Annotated in this window: 14 protein-coding genes; 10 read left to right on the plus strand and 4 right to left on the minus strand. The window is 44.2% G+C overall.

Translation table 11 applies throughout. From position 1 onward, the window contains the following. Window positions 1-223: 223 nt before the first annotated feature. From AB4154_RS09090 to AB4154_RS09120, 7 genes are all read left to right on the plus strand, one after another. A complete protein-coding gene (locus AB4154_RS09090) occupies window positions 224-1,024 on the plus strand; it encodes a hypothetical protein (RefSeq protein ID WP_136973493.1) in 801 nt (266 codons plus the stop codon). Window positions 1,025-1,250: 226 nt separating this feature from the next. Further along, window positions 1,251-1,712 (plus strand): hypothetical protein, encoded by a 462-nt coding sequence (locus tag AB4154_RS09095; protein WP_102429070.1) that lies wholly within the window; start codon window positions 1,251-1,253, stop codon window positions 1,710-1,712. A 357-nt stretch (window positions 1,713-2,069) separates the two neighbouring features. Beyond that, the gene (locus AB4154_RS09100; protein ID WP_136973494.1) at window positions 2,070-2,933 is read left to right on the plus strand and encodes a delta-class carbonic anhydrase; all 864 of its coding nucleotides are present in this window, start codon (window positions 2,070-2,072) and stop codon (window positions 2,931-2,933) included. Window positions 2,934-3,168: 235 nt separating this feature from the next. Continuing rightward, window positions 3,169-3,795 carry a LysE family translocator gene (locus AB4154_RS09105; protein WP_136973495.1) on the plus strand — a complete coding sequence of 209 codons (627 nt, stop codon included), beginning with the start codon at window positions 3,169-3,171 and terminating at the stop codon, window positions 3,793-3,795. A gap of 141 nt (window positions 3,796-3,936) precedes the next feature. After that, window positions 3,937-4,887: a LysR family transcriptional regulator gene (locus AB4154_RS09110; RefSeq protein ID WP_372122755.1), complete on the plus strand. Its 951-nt coding sequence runs from the start codon at window positions 3,937-3,939 to the stop codon at window positions 4,885-4,887. A gap of 439 nt (window positions 4,888-5,326) precedes the next feature. After that, window positions 5,327-6,382: a DUF1254 domain-containing protein gene (locus AB4154_RS09115; protein ID WP_136973497.1), complete on the plus strand. Its 1,056-nt coding sequence runs from the start codon at window positions 5,327-5,329 to the stop codon at window positions 6,380-6,382. A 414-nt stretch (window positions 6,383-6,796) separates the two neighbouring features. Then, entirely contained in the window at window positions 6,797-7,360 is a 564-nt protein-coding gene (locus AB4154_RS09120; RefSeq protein WP_372122757.1) for a type II secretion system protein, read from the plus strand. A gap of 97 nt (window positions 7,361-7,457) precedes the next feature. Here the strand turns inward: AB4154_RS09120 and AB4154_RS09125 are convergent, their stop codons facing one another. After that, window positions 7,458-8,840: an MATE family efflux transporter gene (locus AB4154_RS09125; RefSeq protein WP_102427967.1), complete on the minus strand. Its 1,383-nt coding sequence runs from the start codon at window positions 8,838-8,840 to the stop codon at window positions 7,458-7,460. Window positions 8,841-9,300: 460 nt separating this feature from the next. On the opposite strand from AB4154_RS09125, the gene AB4154_RS09130 reads away from it, so the two are divergent. Then, on the plus strand, window positions 9,301-10,134 hold the full coding sequence (locus AB4154_RS09130) for an alpha/beta fold hydrolase (RefSeq protein ID WP_017071757.1): 834 nt from the start codon (window positions 9,301-9,303) through the stop codon (window positions 10,132-10,134). Window positions 10,135-10,279: 145 nt separating this feature from the next. Here the strand turns inward: AB4154_RS09130 and gcvP are convergent, their stop codons facing one another. The 3 genes from gcvP to AB4154_RS09145 form a co-directional block, all read right to left on the minus strand. Further along, complete coding sequence (gcvP, locus tag AB4154_RS09135) at window positions 10,280-13,159, minus strand: aminomethyl-transferring glycine dehydrogenase (protein ID WP_372122759.1); 2,880 nt, start codon at window positions 13,157-13,159, stop codon at window positions 10,280-10,282. 89 nt (window positions 13,160-13,248) lie between these two features. Continuing rightward, a complete protein-coding gene (gcvH, locus tag AB4154_RS09140; RefSeq protein WP_017072176.1) occupies window positions 13,249-13,629 on the minus strand; it encodes a glycine cleavage system protein GcvH in 381 nt (126 codons plus the stop codon). A 51-nt stretch (window positions 13,630-13,680) separates the two neighbouring features. Next, window positions 13,681-14,973, minus strand: a complete 1,293-nt coding sequence (locus AB4154_RS09145) for a serine hydroxymethyltransferase (protein ID WP_017072175.1) — start codon at window positions 14,971-14,973, stop codon at window positions 13,681-13,683. Window positions 14,974-15,413: 440 nt separating this feature from the next. Between AB4154_RS09145 and AB4154_RS09150 the strand changes: the two genes are divergently transcribed. Both AB4154_RS09150 and gcvT read left to right on the plus strand, forming a co-directional pair. After that, the gene (locus tag AB4154_RS09150) at window positions 15,414-16,037 is read left to right on the plus strand and encodes a helix-turn-helix domain-containing protein (protein WP_017059847.1); all 624 of its coding nucleotides are present in this window, start codon (window positions 15,414-15,416) and stop codon (window positions 16,035-16,037) included. A gap of 447 nt (window positions 16,038-16,484) precedes the next feature. Next, window positions 16,485-17,618, plus strand: a complete 1,134-nt coding sequence (gcvT, locus tag AB4154_RS09155; protein WP_372122761.1) for a glycine cleavage system aminomethyltransferase GcvT — start codon at window positions 16,485-16,487, stop codon at window positions 17,616-17,618. Window positions 17,619-17,859: the final 241 nt, after the last annotated feature.

Consider the following 17,859-nt stretch of genomic DNA (forward strand, 5'->3'; position numbering starts at 1 on the left):
GATACTTAGCTGTTACAAATATAAGCATTTAAAAAGATAAGTCATGATAGAAGAGTGTTGTTTATAGCTTGTACACACTCTTTCTCACCTCTAAATCCCACCTTAATTCAAACAATAACTTGCACAGATCGTTATCCAAAACACACATTTTATAAATTAAGCTTCTTAGATGTTCTAACTATCAGTTAGGTTGAGTGGCATTCAACTTGATAGGGATTGAGCAATGCAGACGGACAAAGTGATACAGACAAGACACATAAACACACCAGAAAAATTACTCCAGCGTTTAGATGCGATTGGGGAGTCTTTGGAAGCATCGGGTAAGGCTCATGCTTTGCTGGGATTGGGCTCAGTAGGTATTGAAACAGAACGACTTGATCAGTATTCAGATGTCGATTTTTTCGCAATAGTGCAAACAGGGCACAAGCAGTATTTCTTAGACAGTTTGCATTGGCTATCTGATATTCACTCAATCGACTACGCAGTGAGAAATACCGTCGATGGCTATAAAGTTCTGTACGCTGACGGAATCTTTTGTGAGTTTGCAGTGTTTGAACCCCACGAGTTAGCGCACATTCCGTTTACTGAAGGGCGTATTGTTTGGCAGCAACATGAATTTGATACACAGTGTTGTGTTTCACCAATAAAAGGGGAGACAGACACTAATTCCCAAGATTGGATCATTGGTGAGGCTCTAACCAATCTTTATGTGGGTATGTCTCGTTATAACCGAGGCGAAAAGCTGTCGGGCAGTCGGTTCGTTCAATCTTACGCACTCGATCGTTTGATCGATCTTGTGGATCAAACTGAACAGTCTGAGCCTGAATTCGTTGATGAATTTATGTCGGATAGAAGGCTAGAAGCACGCTTCCCTAAGTTTGCCCAATTGCTACCAACCTTTACCCAAGGCTACGAGCGCACCGCTGAATCGGCACTTGCCCAACTAGCATTCCTCAACACCCACTTCGCAGTCAACCAAGCCATGTGTGACCGAATCTCTGAACTGTGTTCCAGTAAAGATTAAGCTTATAGCGTGTGAATCCCCAAGCCTAACTGACACCACCTTTCAGATGACAAGCGGCGGGCAACCTAATTGAGCTCTCGAATTATTATTCTTAAGCACTAAACCCGTACGCTTTTGTTTACTCTTCAAGACCGTGACTGTTCGTGTTTACTCCGCTTATCACTGGATGTCGTCAGCCAAATAAAATACAATCGAACAATGTTTTATTAATTCGTGCTTTATCATTATGATGAGAAACTTACTCATATTCATCGTTAGCCTGTTCTTCTTAACAGCCTGTTCTTCAACGAGTAATCATCAGCTAGACGACGAGACATTGAGCAACGAAGACGCTATGTCGAAAAGTATAGAGGGAGAGAGTAATCTCGAGACTTCAAAGGATACAAACGCTGAGACCAGCGTTGATTCTTCCCATGATTCAATCGTTAATCATCAACCACTCACTAACCTTGATTCAAATAAAGACACGATAGCTCACGCCAATGCAGAGCCAGAATCAGTGGGACCTTCTCAAGTAGCAGCGACAGAAACAACGGAAAGCGATGCTAAGAGTGGCGGTGAAAAAGGCATCGGAAGCTATTTTATTCGTCATAATAAACCGACTAAGACGGTGATTAAATCACTAGAGGGCGTGACAGATGCATTGAACGTCATGACGTTTGGGATATTTGCCACCGGTAACGGTTAAATCGTTAACTTAGAACCACAACCTAATAGATAGAATGAAACGTGAAGGCGAGCCAGATGGTTCGCCTTTTTTGATCTTCTAAATCTGGCCACCGTTGTTCCTAAGAATCATGCACACTTATCTGAGCGCTGAGTCAGGCGACGGTTAACGAAAATAGGAAATTATTAGTTCTGGAAGGGAGTCGCCGAATTTACCCTGTTTGACTTGTTATATGTATCAAGGGTTCTAATACTCATCCCAAAGTAAGTAATGAAATCTAATCTTACAAAGACAAGTCTTATATTCACTTACGAGCATAGTAAGATGTTTGCTGTTAAGTCGGTTTGGGTTTAGTTATCAATATTCTAGGGAAGAAAAATGAAGAATAAGAGTGTGTTTTTAAGTGCCGCATTGGTGATGTTGTCAGCTCATGCAAATGCATCAGACGCGAGCCATGAGTCTGTATCAGATGGTGTTATCGCAGAACAAAGAGCTAAGCTTTCTGAAAATACCCAAGGACAAGGTTTTGGCCCGCAAGCCCCACGAGATTTGGGTTCATTAGAAGGAACCAATACCAGGCTGTTCTCGGATGCCCCTGATTCAACAGCGATGAACTTATGTAATATTCACTTCCATAAAAATGCTGAGCATAAAGGCGGCGAGTTTACTCAATACGCTGGTAACGGTGATGGTAAGGGATTCCAGAGTGGCTTTAAATACACAGGCAAGCTGAGTTCTGCTGAGCTGAAACCATTTGAGAGCAAGGTTTGTCCGAGCGAGCATGGTTCTTTGCATTCGGGTGACACCATTGAAGTTCACTATGTTTATTCAACGGCGCAAGTTGAACCGGGTGAAACATTGGGTGCTTGTTTTAACGACGCAATTACCAACCCGCAACTGCGTGTAGAAACCCAAGTTTACGTATTAGTGAATGACGACAGAGCACTCGACTTTGAAGCGCTCGCTAAACATTCAAAAGTGAACGGCTTACACCAAGCACCAAACATCCCACAAGATACTGGCTCAGCGATCCAATACGCAGGCTCTACAACGGGCCCTGGTTACAATGAGCAAGGTTCACCTTTCCAAGTAACATGGAGCGTTAGACCACAAGTCGCGAAAGTAAATATCGCGACAGTAGGTAGCTGGTGTGAAGGCAATGACTTTAACGAAGATCACGCCCACGGTGTGAGAAACTTGGTGGTTAACCCTGAGCTGTTATCACCTATTCGTAATGACTAAACGGTTCTGACGAATAAAATGATCAAGGCGAGCCAATAGGTTCGCCTTTTTTATGCCCTAACGAAAAGCACTTAGGTTTTAGGTTTAATTAAGTCTGGTGGGTAAATTACGTGCGACACTTATTCAAAACATGAGTTGTGTAAATAGAACTTAGTCAAAAACGTTCTTTACCAGAATCGAAGCTCCATGATACGTTCATGATCAATTATGTTGGGTTATAGAAAAGGACAGTCCAATGTCATTAGAAAGTGCGATTACATTCTTTATTGCCATGTTTGTATTTGGTATTACTCCGGGGCCTGGCGTCTTTGCCATTTTAGCTCGTGCTATGGTTCAAGGATGGCGAAAGTGCGTCACGCTTTCGTTAGGTATGATATGCAGTGATCTTATTTACCTTGCGCTTGCCTGTTTCGGTCTAGCAACGATTGCCGAGAATTGGTCGATTGCGTTTGAGGTGATTCGCTACGTTGGTGCAGCTTATTTGATTTACTTGGGCTATAAGATGTTTAAGATCTTACCTGAAGTGCAAGGCTCAGCTGAACTCGCCGCCAAACAGAGTCAGAAATCCGAACTCGCGAGTTTCGCGCAAGGCTTTTTGATTTCAGCATCAAACCCTAAAGTGATTCTGTTTTATATTTCGTTCTTGCCGACTTTCATTGATTTGACGGTTTTACGCTCACAAGATATCGTCTTGGTTTCCGTTTTAGCATTTGTTGCTTTGATGTCTGGTGTAATGCTGATTGCGATGGGTGCGGGCAGAATGGCAGGTTTGTTAAAAACGCCACGCGCACATAAAAGGTTAAACCAAAGTGCTGGTGGAATAATGATTGCTGCTGGCTCATATTTGGCGATCAATCGATAAATACGAATCTTTAAACAAAAAGGCGAACCGATGGGTTCGCCTTTTTAGTTGGATATAAATGCCATCGTTTAAACAGAGACTTGTTTGTTAGTCACAATGGTGCAATTATTTAACGAGTGATATTACTCAGATGCATGTCTTATGATGACTATCGAACAACAGCTTTCTCGGCTGGATCTAAACTTATTGGTGTCGTTAAGTGTTTTAATCAAAGAGAGGAACGTAACGCGAGCTGCCAATACCTTGTATCTGTCTCAGCCTGCGATGAGTCGTACCTTAAGTCGCTTGCGAGAGTTGTTTGATGACCCACTGTTCTATCGAGAGTCTAATGGCTTAGTGCCCACGCAAAAAGCGTTAGAACTGCAAGCACCTTTAGAAGAGTTGCTATTGGCGATGCGAAGCCTAGTAACGAAATCTGCGTTTGATCCTGCTGAGTGTGTTCAAACCTTTGTTGTTTCTGTACCGCCATTAATGAGTCGGATGCTTTCTGTGCCCCTTGCTGAACGGTTCATGCACGATGCTCCAAACGCCAGTCTTATCGAATATCCGATTGCAAAAACGCCTACTAGCCAGCTGTTATCACGAGATGTGGATTTTACGATTCACATCGAAGCCCCGAGCAATCCAATCGAATTTCCATACGTGAGTCTTGGGCAGATCTATCCAGTATTTTACGTTTCTGAACATCACCCTTTAGCCAAAGCTGAAAATGTCACACTTGAGCAGTGCCTTGAATCTCGCTTTGTCGATCTCACGCTCGATATTCGCTCGAATTACGGACTGCAACACCCTGTAGACTCTTTTTTAGCTAAGAATGGAATGCAAAGAGACATTGCTTTTAAAAGCGGACAGCTTCTTACGTTAGTGGAAGTGATGCAGAGTTCGAATACAATTTTGGTTGCGACCCACAAATTGACGGAACTAGAGGGAATAAGCGACAAGATAGTGCCGATATTCTCTCTAGATAATGTTCCCGAGTTAATGTTCGAGCTGTTTTTAATTGAGCATAAAAGAACTGTTACTAGCCCAGCCCATCAATGGTTCAAGAACTTAGTCGTGTCGGTGATTGAAGACGTTGTTTGTGACAGTTGATTAAGGCTACGGACTTTAGAGCTGGCCTAAGCAATAACCAGCTAGAGCAATAACCGACCTCCAGTTTTCATATGGATCTGGTTTAGATACTTCAGCGCCTGTGATTCATAACATGACGTCTTCCTTTCCAGCTTTATTATTTCTAATCATCAGTTGGTTTGCGCTCAGCCAATTTCAACGACAGCCCTAAACTGGATTAATTACCCTACCTGTCTATTGTTAAGCAGTGAGCCTGTTGAAGGTAATCGTTCATCTTAAGAATAAATCGATAGTGGTGACATAACTTTCATGCATATCTCTTATACGGCGATGTCATTTGTGAATTTATGCTGCCTTGATAACATTGTTCACAAGTTGAGCGGTTAACGAACTAACTGTTCGAACAAAAACAAATGGACTATGTATTGATTTAGCGTTATCGATTTATTAGAGGTCAACAATGAAAAAATTAGCATTAGTAGTTTTAGGTTTAAGCGCAGTTTCTCTTTCTTCTTACGCAGCTGAAGAAGTTTCAACTCTGACAGAGTTCTTCAATGCCGATGGTGAAGTGACTACCGTCGACAATTACGCGGTGTACGAAACGTCACGCCAATATTTGAAAAACCAAGAGCTTGTTGGCGTTAATAAATTCCTACACAAACGCGAACTCACGCCAACCGATAAACAGCCTGTGGTTCGAATGAACCGAGACACTTACTACTCAATGGCTGTGATTAACGTTTCGCAAGGCGCGACGATTACGCTACCTGAGATTCCTGAAGGCAAATACATGTCGATGGAAGTGATTACAGAAGACCACCGCATTCAGCCAATGCAATACGGTTCTGGTACGTTTGATCTTTCTACTCATAGTGGAGACCACGTGTATGTCATCGTTCGTACTGATGCGACGTTCACCAAAGATGAAGTTCATAAAATCCAAGATCAGATGAGCATTGATGCAAAAGCAGACGGCAAATTTATGGCAATGCAAGTGGATGAGAAATCATTCGATGAGGTAGAGAAAAACCTTAAAATGGAAATGCCGAAACTACTGAAACGCGATGGTGCTCAGGCGACGTTTGGTATGTTTACCAGCCCTGAAGATGCTTCAAAAGAGATGTTTACCAAAGAGAAGTACGCAGTGGGCGCGGCTATCGGTTGGGGTGGCGCGCAGTTAGATGACAATATTTACGAAGTCTCTGGTAACTTCCCAGCAGACACTTGTCATCAGGCAACCTTTGATGATCCTAAGAACCAAGCGTTTTGGTCGGTAACGGTCTACAACAAGCAAGGTTTCATGTTTGGTGAAGTGGCGAACGTAAGCTCAAACACGGCTGAGAAAAATGCAGACGGCACTTACACCGTAAGCTTTGGTTGTGGTGATGATGCAGTAAACAACATCAAAACAGAAAACGATTCTGGTGTGTTTAACTTAGCTTTCCGTCATTACATTCCAAGCCAAAAAGTACGTGATGGATTCCGAGTACTTCCTTACGTTAAAGCAGTGAACTAATGTTGCGATAGTCGTACAACGATTGATAGATACGCGCTATTACCCATGGTAGTAGCGCGTTTTTTATGGGTTCTATTCTGTTTCTTGTTTTCTTAGTCGGAGAAACAGAGAGGCCGACTCAAAAAATGGTCTAACTTTGGTTATACGCAGCGTGCCTCAGTTCAAATAAATCAATTAAACCTTCTTCCATCGATACTTTCAGTTTCCCCACGTATTTGTTCGAATTTAAACCCGCTGACACCTTATGAGACAGCGCTTCCAGTTATCTTTACTGCCTCTAAAGGGAACAAGTACCACATACCAGCGTTATAAAAACCGATAGCCGTGGAGTGTTATGAGTCCTATTTGAGGTGTATAGTTATAGGTAATTCATTGGGTTATTGAATATTTAAGTTATCAAAAGATGCGGATGTCATGAAGAAAAACGGATTTACTTTAATGGAATTAATCATCGTGATCGTGATACTCGGAGTATTAGCGGTAACGGCTGCTCCAAGATTCCTTGGTATTCAGGAATCAGCGAGAGAAACGGTACTTGAAGGTGTTGCGGGTGCGATGGAAGGCGTGATCATGCAAGTGACTTCTAAAGCTATTATCGCAGGGCTTGATCCTGACGCAACAAACCCAGGTGATCAGAGCAACTACGTAATCGATTTTGGTATCGGTAGAGTTGAAGTCGACTGGGGCACACTTTGTCCTGAAAGTGAAGGTGAATCAGGAGATGCGTTAAATATGCTCGATTTCCTAACTTTTTCGGATGATGACAGCATCATCTCTGAATTAGGTAACAGACACACGGTAGTGGGATATACTCAGCCATTTAGTCAAGCTGACCTTAACAGCAATAACATAACTGATGATGCCTTACCTTCAGGTTGTTATGTTCTTTATGACTCTTTTGGCGGCAGGACAAGTGGAGACACATGTCCAGTAGATGGTTGTGAGTGTACAGTTCGGGTAATGAACGATGAGTGTTAAACCAAGGACATTATCTGGTTTATAAAAATTTAATAAAAAAGCGCGTTATTGCCGAGTAGCAATAACGCGCTTTTTTGTATTAGCTTATAGGTCTATCTTAGTTTAACAATGGAGTACTTGCTGGTGGCAAGTCACGCTTCTTAATTACGTATCGCAAGCGAAGCAACATCAACGCAGCTGATACGCTTAATCCCGTCAGAATACCAATCCAGAAGCCTTCTTCACCCATTGCTGGAACAATGTGGTCTGTTAAGCCCAACACCATACCCAGTGGTAACGCTAAGCCCCAGTATGAAGCGATAGCTAAGATCATCGGGATCTTGGTATCTTTATAGCCACGCAGAGCACCATTTGCAGAGGTTTGCAGAGCATCACTGAATTGGTACATAGCGGTAAAGGTCAATAACACTGCCGCTGTTGCACTGATTACTGGGTCAGTGGTGTAAAGCCTAATGATTAATTCAGGGAACAGTAGGAACATCGCTACCGAAAGCAACGAGATTAATGCTGCCACCAAAATACCGACTTTACTGCGCTCAATCGCGCCAAGTTCATCTTTTTCACCCAAAGCGTGTCCAACACGAATCGTAATGCCAAACGAGATACTCATCGGGATCACATAAGTTAGGCTCGATATATTGAGAGCGATTTGCGCCGCTGCTACGTTCTCAGCACCAATACGGCCGATCATCAATGCGATAACCGCAAAGATACTGCCACACACTGCAATGTTCATCCCGATAGGTAAACCTAACCTTAAAAGATGAAGCATCTCTTTTGCTTTTGGCTTAGCGTCTGCAAAGCTGATGATGGTTTTGTAATGATGATGGCCTTTAATGTAGGAATACAGCATTCCCGACATTAGCCAATACACTAAGCTCGTTGCCCAGCCACAGCCAACAGCACCCATTTCAGGGAAACCAAACTTACCGTAGATAAGCACGTAGTTGACCGGAATGTTAATCAGCAAACCAATTACCGAAATGATCATCGGCACTTTGGTGTTGTTCATACCTTCACAGAAGCCGTTCAAGGTGTAGAACAGGGCAATACCCGGAACACCAAAGGCTAGGGCAAACGCATAGTCACTGCCGATAGGGATGATTTCAGCGGCAACACCAATCCATTCTAGGATCGGTTTCGCACTCACCAAGTAAGCGATAAGCAGCACACTCGCGATTAATGCCAACCAAACCATCTGGAAGAATTCAACAGAGATACTTTGAAAGTCACGTGCGCCACGATGGTAAGCGACAACAGGCGTTAACGCCATAATCACGCCACGCAGTAGCAGCAACACAGGAATCCAAAGGCTAGTGCCGAGAGCAATAGCGGCAAGATCGGCAGGGCTTACTTGGCCAGCCATTGTCGTATCGACAAACCCCATCGCTTGGGTCGCTATTTGAGTCAAAATGATTGGAATCGAAAGATGCATAAGCGCACCCGATTCACGAGTAAAAGGACGAAGTTTCGTTAGCATGGAAGTTCACAACACCAATATAAATACACGAATGATGGCAGGATGGCCGGTGTGCATTTTAGGATGTGCCCCGTTGGGCGGGCGACAATATAAACACCTTACCGTATAGGGTCAAGCATTGGATTTATTGAGTTCAAGTTGCTCTGATATATACCGCCACGTCTTAGCTTCAAATCTAGTGCTGGATAACTCTCCTATTGCCACAATGCCAGCAGAAACACAAATAACCCAATTCCAAGCGTGACTTTTAAAAGTAAGCAAAGAGGGGCTCCACCTTTTGGCGCTTTATTGCAACATCCCATAATCGTTTCCTAGTTATATTGAGCTCGTGAGTTGACCTTAAACCTTCCCCTTACAGTAAGGTCAATAAGTTTATAAAACTTAACCAAATTAACCTTTCTTATCGTGTTGGATTCGTTAAGATAAATCCAAAGTCTGCGATTAGAAGTGTGAGGATAATGTGTTGATAGAAAAGTGGTTAGAGATCGATGGTGATCAGCTTTATTGCTTGTCGACTGATATCAAAGAGTCTCAGGAAACACTGGTGTTGATTCATGGGTTGGGTGAGTCGCATTTATGTTTTGCCGATGTGTTTGACTGGCTACCGAATTACAACTTAGTCATGTTCGACCTGTGTGGTTATGGCTATTCTCCTGCTTCGAATATATCCCACTCAACAGAAACTCAAGCAAATCGAATATTGAAAGCACTCGACTTATTGAGCATCCATGGTTGCTTTCTACTTGGGCACTCTTGGGGAGGCGATACATCGACGTTGATTTGTGAATACGACACGAGAGGCATCGTGCGTGGTTTCATTAATGCTGAAGGCGGACTGCACGAAGAAAGCATCATCCTATCCCAGATTATTGCAGATACATATTCTGAACTAAGCACTGACGAGTTTGCGAACTGGGTGAAAGGAGAAGGTTTCTCAAAACGTTTTCCCATGGCTTGGGGACACGGAGCAGGTGTTAAGTATCTTTCGTCAGTTAGAAGATGTGAGCCAGAGGTTCTTGGTCAAACCGCCAGTGAAATCTACGGACAACATGCGACTCAAGATATCCGTGGCGTGGTTGGCTGGGGACAAATTTTCGAAAACTTATCCATACCTAAAGTATATTTTTGGGGTGCTGACAGCCTAGAGGGTTGTGAGCGTGCGAAAGAGTTTATTAGTACGTTAGACAACGTTTCATTTGAGGGCGCAAACCACTGGGTGCAAAACGATCCGGCCAAGTTCTATGCGGAAGTAGATAAGTTTATTACTGGCGTTACAAATAGAACCAAAACTTAGATATTCAACAACGATAATAGAAAGTCTATATGTGGATTGTTGGTTAGCTGGCGCGATCTTTACCTCTCAGCTTGAAATGATTGATTCTCCAAAAACAAAAAAGCGAACCAAGTGGTTCGCTTTTGTTTATCTAAAATCTACAAAATTAGTCTTCGTAGTTGTCGATGCTTGGGCAAGAACAGATTAGATTACGGTCGCCGTATACGTTGTCTACACGGTTAACTGTTGGCCAGTACTTCGAGTTCTTCGTTGCTTTCGATGGGAAGCAACCAAGTTCACGAGAGTAAGGGCGATCCCATTCTGCGCCAGCTAGATCAACTTGTGTGTGCGGTGCGTTCACTAGAGGGTTGTTGTCTAGTGGCCATTCACCCGCTTTCACAGCTGCCATTTCGTGACGGATTGCGATCATCGCTTCACAGAAACGGTCTAGCTCTTCTAAATCTTCTGATTCAGTTGGCTCTACCATTAGCGTGCCAGCAACTGGGAAAGACATAGTTGGCGCGTGGAAACCGAAGTCCATTAGACGCTTAGCAATATCTTCTTCGCTGATGCCTGTGTCTTCTTTAAGTGGACGAATATCGATAATACATTCGTGCGCTACGCGGCCGTTAGTGCCACGGTAAAGAACAGGGTAGTGAGGACGTAGTTTTTCCATCACGTAGTTCGCGTTCAGAATCGCTACTTTAGTCGCGTCTGTTAGGCCAGGTTCGCCCATCATTGCGATGTAAGCCCAAGAGATAGGTAGGATTGACGCACTACCTAAATCTGCTGCTGATACTGCGTAGTCAGAACCTTGAACACCATTTTCGATGTGGCCTGGTAGGAAAGGTGCTAGGTGCGATTTAACACCGATTGGACCCATACCCGGACCGCCGCCACCGTGTGGGATACAGAATGTTTTGTGTAGGTTCAAGTGGGATACGTCTGAACCAATGAAGCCAGGCGAAGTTAAACCTACTTGAGCGTTCATGTTCGCGCCGTCTAGGTAAACCTGACCGCCCGCTGCGTGTACTTGTTCACACACTTCTTTCACTTGCTCTTCGTATACGCCGTGCGTAGAAGGGTAAGTGATCATGATGCTTGATAGGTTGTCTTTGTGCTTCTCGATTTTCGCTGCTAGGTCTGTCATGTCGATGTTGCCATCTTCATCACACTTAACAACCACTACCTTCATTGAAACCATTGATGCTGTTGCAGGGTTAGTACCGTGCGCCGAGCTTGGAATCAGACAAACGTTACGGTGACCTTCACCGCGGCTTGCGTGGTAGCGTTGAATCGCGATTAGACCTGCGTATTCGCCAGATGCTCCAGAGTTAGGCTGTAGTGAGAAATCGTCGTAACCGGTGATTTCACATAGCTTCTCTTTAAGATCTTTTGCTAGTGCTGTGTAACCCGCCGCTTGCTCTAGAGGTGCGAATGGGTGAATTGAACCAAACTCAGGCCATGTTACTGGAATCATCTCAGCAGCAGCGTTCAGCTTCATCGTACAGCTGCCCAGTGGGATCATGCCGTGCGTTAGTGAGAAGTCTTTGTTCTCAAGCTGTTTTAGGTAACGCATCATTTGCGTTTCGCTGTGGTGCGTGTTGAACACTGGGTGAGTTAGGAACTCTGATTCACGACGACAGTTTTCTGGAATTGCCGCAAACTCATTTGATGCAATGTCAGAAGATAGCGCTTGAACGTCTTCTTTTACGTCGAAGATAGCGAATAGGGCATTCACGTCGTCGACTGTGGTTGTTTCATCTAAGCTGATACCGATCTTACCTTTAAGAAGGCGCAAGTTGATGTCTGCTGCTTGTGCTTTCGCGTACAGTGCATCTGTCTTCTCTTCAGAGTTGATTGTGATGGTATCGAAGAAGCTGTTGTTTGTTAGCTCGTAACCCGCTTTAGTCAGGCCAGCCGCTAGGATAGCTGTCATGTGGTGTGTACGACGAGCGATAGTACGTAGGCCTTCTGCACCGTGGTAAACCGCGTAGAAAGACGCCATGTTTGCTAGAAGTGCTTGAGCTGTACAGATGTTCGATGTCGCTTTCTCGCGGCGGATGTGTTGCTCACGAGTTTGCATTGCCATACGTAGCGCTTGGTTACCGTGAGTATCGATAGAAACACCGATTACACGACCTGGCATTGTACGCTTATGCTTTTCACGAGTACCCATGAATGCAGCGTGTGGACCGCCGTACCCCATAGGAACGCCGAAACGTTGTGCTGAACCGATTACTACGTCTGCGCCCATTTCGCCAGCAGGCTTAAGTAGAGCAGAAGCAAGTAGGTCAGTTGCAACCGTTACAAGCGTTTTGTTTGCTTGAGCTTTCGCAATGATGTCGGTTAGATCGCGAACTTCACCTGTAGTACCAGGGTATTGAACTAACGCACCAAATACGTCTTGCTCTGGAAGTGTTTCAAGAGCACCAACCATTACTTCAAAACCGATGTACTCAGCACGAGTTTTAACAACTTCTAGTGTTTGAGGGTGAACATCGTCAGCAACGAAGAATACTTTGCTCTTGCTTTTACCAGCACGCTTACACAGTGTCATTGCTTCGCCAGCCGCTGTCGCTTCGTCAAGAAGAGACGCGTTCGCGATTTCCATACCGGTTAGGTCCATTACCATTTGTTGGTAATTTAGTAGAGCTTCAAGACGACCTTGAGAGATCTCTGGTTGGTATGGTGTGTAAGCTGTGTACCAGCCTGGGTTCTCTAAAACGTTACGTAGAATAACGTTTGGAGTGAATGTGTTGTAGTAGCCTTGGCCAATGAAAGTACGTTTCACTTGGTTTAGGTTAGCGATCTCTTTAAGAGAGGCCAGCATGTCCATTTCGCTTAGTGGCGCAGCAAGTGTCATTGGTTTTTCAAGACGGATTTGTGCAGGAACCGTTTCGTCGATCAGTGCGTCTAGGCTAGTCGCGTTGATCGCTTCAAGCATTTTTTGCTGGTCTGCTTTATTTGGGCCGTTATGACGAGCAACAAACTCGTTTTGAGTACCCAGGTCTTTCAGTAATTGGCTTTGAAGTAATTCAGTCATGATATGTTCTACTTTCTCTCTGGAGCCGTGAGCTAGCCCCTAAAATTAAGCTGCTCAAAAGAGCAGCTTTATCGTAATGAGGTTACCTATTAGTCTTCTTCGATAGAGCTTAGGTATTCTTCCGCATCTTTAAGGTTGTCTAGTTCAGACGCATCAGACATCTTCACTTTAACAATCCAACCACCTTCATAAGGTTCTTCGTTGATTAGCTCTGGGCTATCTTCTAGTTCTTCGTTGATTTCTACGATTTCGCCAGAGATTGGTGCGTAGATATCAGAAGCAGCTTTCACTGACTCAACTAGAGAGAAGCTTTCGCCAGCTTCGATTTCGTCGTCAGTGTCAGGCAGGTCAACAAACACAACGTCACCTAGCATCTCTTGAGCGTGCTCAGAAATACCGATAGTTACAGTACCGTCACCGTTGTCTTTTACCCACTCGTGGCTGTCTGCAAACTTTAGTGTATTGTCCATTGCTTATTCTCCAAAAATTTATGAGGTTTTAATTTAAATCTTAAAAACGGTCTAACGGTAAAGAGGGAAGCGCTTGCAAAGCTCTTTAACTTGCTTGCGAACACGTTGCTCAACTTCAGCGTTGCCTTCAGGGCTTTCAACTAAGCCATCAAGTACATCGCCGATCCATTCACCGATAAGTTTGAATTCTTCAGTGCCAAAACCACGACTGGTTCCAGCTGGCGTACCTAAACGAATGCCAGAGGTAATCATAGGCTTCTCTGAATCGAATGGTATACCATTTTTGTTACATGTGATCCCTGCACGCTCTAATGCCTCTTCAGTTACGTTACCTTTCAAGCCCTTAGGACGAAGGTCAACCAGCATTAGGTGCGTGTCTGTTCCGCCAGTCACAATGTCACAACCGCGAGTTTGCAACACTTCAGCAAGAACTTTTGCGTTGTCGATCACTGAATCAATATAAGTATTAAATTCTGGGCCAAGTGCTTCGCCAAACGCCACTGCTTTAGCCGCGATAACGTGCATGAGTGGGCCGCCTTGTAGGCCAGGGAACACTGCAGAGTTGATCTTTTTGTTGATGTCTTCGTGGTTCGTCAGAATCATACCGCCGCGTGGGCCACGAAGTGTTTTGTGCGTTGTTGTTGTAACAACGTGTGCGTGTGGTAGTGGGCTAGGGTGAGCACCTGTCGCGATAAGACCCGCGATGTGTGCCATATCTACCATAAGGATAGCGCCAACTTCGTCAGCGATTTCGCGGAATTTAGCGAAGTCGATAACGCGTGGGATAGCACTACCACCTGCAATAATCATTTTAGGTTGGCATTCGATAGCGAGAGCGCGTACCGCTTCGTAATCGATTTCAAGAGTGTCGCGGTCTACGCCGTATTGAACTGCGTTGAACCATTTGCCTGAAAGCGCAGGGCGTGCACCGTGCGTAAGGTGACCACCAGCGTCAAGAGACATACCTAGGATAGTGTCGCCAGGTTGAAGTAGGGCAAGTTTAACTGCGCCGTTCGCTTGAGCACCTGAGTGAGGTTGTACGTTCGCGTATTCACACTTGAATAGCTGTTTAGCACGTTCAATCGCAATAGCTTCTACTGTATCTACGTGCTCACAACCACCGTAGTAACGACGACCTGGGTAGCCTTCTGCGTATTTGTTGGTAAGGCAAGTGCCTTGAGCTTGCATTACTGCTTTAGAAACGATGTTCTCAGAAGCAATAAGTTCGATTTGTTCGTTTTGACGAGTGTTCTCTGCTTGGATTCCAGCAAATACTGCGTCGTCAGTCGCAGATAGGTTCGTAGAGAAAAAACTGTCTAAGCTATGGTTTTGATAAGCGTTCATTGTCGAGACCTTTCATTAAGCTAATGGTGATTGTTTTTATAGTCCATTAGGTCTTACGTTGATTTCTGCATCGGTATCGTTTGCGTTATATAGGTGTATAAATAGTGCATTGCTTCTTATTTATACGACCATAGCGTCAAAGCGATCGTTGTAGGGTCAATGCAGCACGAATTGGTTCCCAAAAATTTCGGGTAAAAAACAGCTCTTACAAATGTTAAATCTATCACTTGCTGCAAGCTGAAGTAGCATCTCTTCATCTAACAAGTCGATAACATAGCTCCGATAAAATCAATTTTCAACAAAAATTTCCAATAGGAAACAGATTTTCTCGTTTTGCTACAGGGAGCACGCTTTATTTCCCTGTGTGCTCTTTAATCAACAAAGCGCTTCATGCAACAATGAAATCAATAGACAGGAAGTAAGAAATGAATGAGGGACCTATGTCAGAAGACATTTATGATGAGTACCCATCTTTAACGTTGGCGAAAGAGACGTTAGATCAGAATATCGAACCACTTAGGCTCGGCCAGCGTATTAAAGATATCCGCAGCAAGCTAGGCATTACGTTAGAAGAGGCGAGCCAACGTACTGGTTTGGCGCGCTCTACGCTGAGTAAAATCGAGAACGAACAAATCTCACCGACGTTCCAAGCGATGCAGAAATTGGCTATGGGTTTGCAAATTGATATGCCGCAACTCTTTGAGCCACCAAGAAAAAAGGTTGCCACAGGACGTCGTGACTTAACTAAAGCAGGTCAGGGCAAACCTCACCCAACTCCGACTTACGAGCATGAACTGCTCGCGACAGAACTTTCGAATAAGAAGATGATGCCGTTCAAGAGCCGAGTGAGAGCACGCACCTTTGAAGAGTATAACGATTGGGTTCGCCACGATGGTGAGGAGTTCTTGATGGTGATCTCTGGTGATGTGATGTTCTACTCAGAATTCTATGAGCCGGTACCCATGAGCGAAGGTGACAGCATGTATTACGACGCCAACATGGGGCATATGTTGATTTCTACTAGTACAGAAGATGCACTGATTTTGTGGGTGACTGCAAAATAAGTTAACAAAGTTAGAATTTCTTATAGTGAATGCAAACGTTTGCTTTTGTTTCTAACGTTTGCCAAAAGACGCGATGTTGGTGTGAAAAGCATCAATATCGCGTTTTTGTATGCGACTGAAAGTTGTTTTTAAATTGTTAAATATCACATTTTGAGCTGTTTTAATCTTGTTAAGGGTGTAAAACTGACTCAGGCTTGTTTACTATAGTGAACACGGTTTACTCATGTTGATTGAAGTTTACTGAAGTGAATTCTTAGAAAGTGAGTCGTATAGCTTTTATACAGAAGCCTCTTTTTATATCGCTAGTAATAAAAGCCTATATAGAAGACATCACTTTTTACTATCTACTGTTTCTAACGTTAACCCATATCGTTAGAGGCGACTCTAAATAGAGATATAAGCGGCAGATTCGATTTGGAAAGCCTGCAACGCTTCATGGAGAATAAAATGACTCAAGAACACGCTAATCAAGACCTACTAAAAACACCTCTGCATGCACTTCACGTTGAAGTCGGCGCAAAAATGGTTCCTTTTGCTGGCTACGACATGCCAGTTCAGTATCCACTAGGTGTAAAGAAAGAGCACTTACACACTCGTGACGCTGCTGGTCTTTTTGATGTTTCTCACATGGGGCAACTGCGTCTACACGGTGAAAATGCAGCCGCTGTTTTAGAATCTCTGGTTCCAGTAGATATTATCGACCTGCCTTCTGGTAAGCAGCGCTACGCCTTCTTTACTAATGAACAGGGCGGCATCATGGATGATCTTATGGTTGCTAACCTTGGCGGTCACCTATTTGTTGTTGTGAACGCGGCGTGTAAAACACAAGATATCGACCACCTAACGGCTCACCTTCCTGCAGACGTAAAAATGGAAGTGATTGATGACCGCGCTCTATTAGCACTTCAAGGTCCGAAAGCGTCTGAAGTTCTGGCTCGTTTCCAACCAAGCGTTGCAGACATGCTGTTCATGGATGTTCAAAAAGTCGATATCGACGGCGTAGAGTGCATCGTAAGCCGCAGTGGTTATACCGGTGAAGATGGCTACGAAATCTCAGTACCGAACGATCACGCTGAAGCACTTGCTCGTAAACTAACATCAGAAGCAGAAGTAGAGTGGATTGGCCTTGGTGCTCGTGACTCACTTCGTCTTGAGTGTGGTCTATGTCTGTACGGTCACGATCTAGATACAACAACAACGCCGGTAGAAGCTAGCCTTTTATGGGGTATCCAAAAAGTGCGTCGTACTGACGGTGAACGTGCAGGCGGTTTCCCTGGCGCTGATATCATCCTTGAGCAAATCGCGACTAAAGACGTTCAACGCAAGCGTGTTGGTCTTGTTGGTCAGACTAAAGCACCAGTACGTGAAGGCGCTGAGCTGTTCGATGCTGAAGACAACAAGATTGGCGTTGTAACAAGTGGTACTGCGGGTCCTAACGCGGGCAAGCCTGTTTCTATGGCTTACGTTCGTACTGACCTAGCGGTTATTGGCACTGAAGTATTCGCTGAAGTTCGTGGCAAGAAGCTACCAATGACAGTAGAAAAAATGCCATTCGTACCTCAGCGTTACTATCGTGGCTAATCTCTTTTAAGAGAAACCACTAAGCTAAATGAAAGCCTATTGTTTGCTTCTCTTTATTGGGAAGCCTAACGGTAGGCTTTTTTGATTTTGGTAGCGTATGTCTTTGGTAACGTATTGCTTTTAACGTTACCCACTAACAACGGTTACTTAAAATTCGTTTATAAAATGAGATATGTGGCGATATCGTTACAAATACTTACTATAATCACGATTGTGACGTGTTATGGTGGCGATTCATCAT

Source organism: Vibrio sp. 10N.286.51.B11, from assembly GCF_041469245.1.
Lineage (GTDB): Bacteria > Pseudomonadota > Gammaproteobacteria > Enterobacterales > Vibrionaceae > Vibrio > Vibrio crassostreae_C.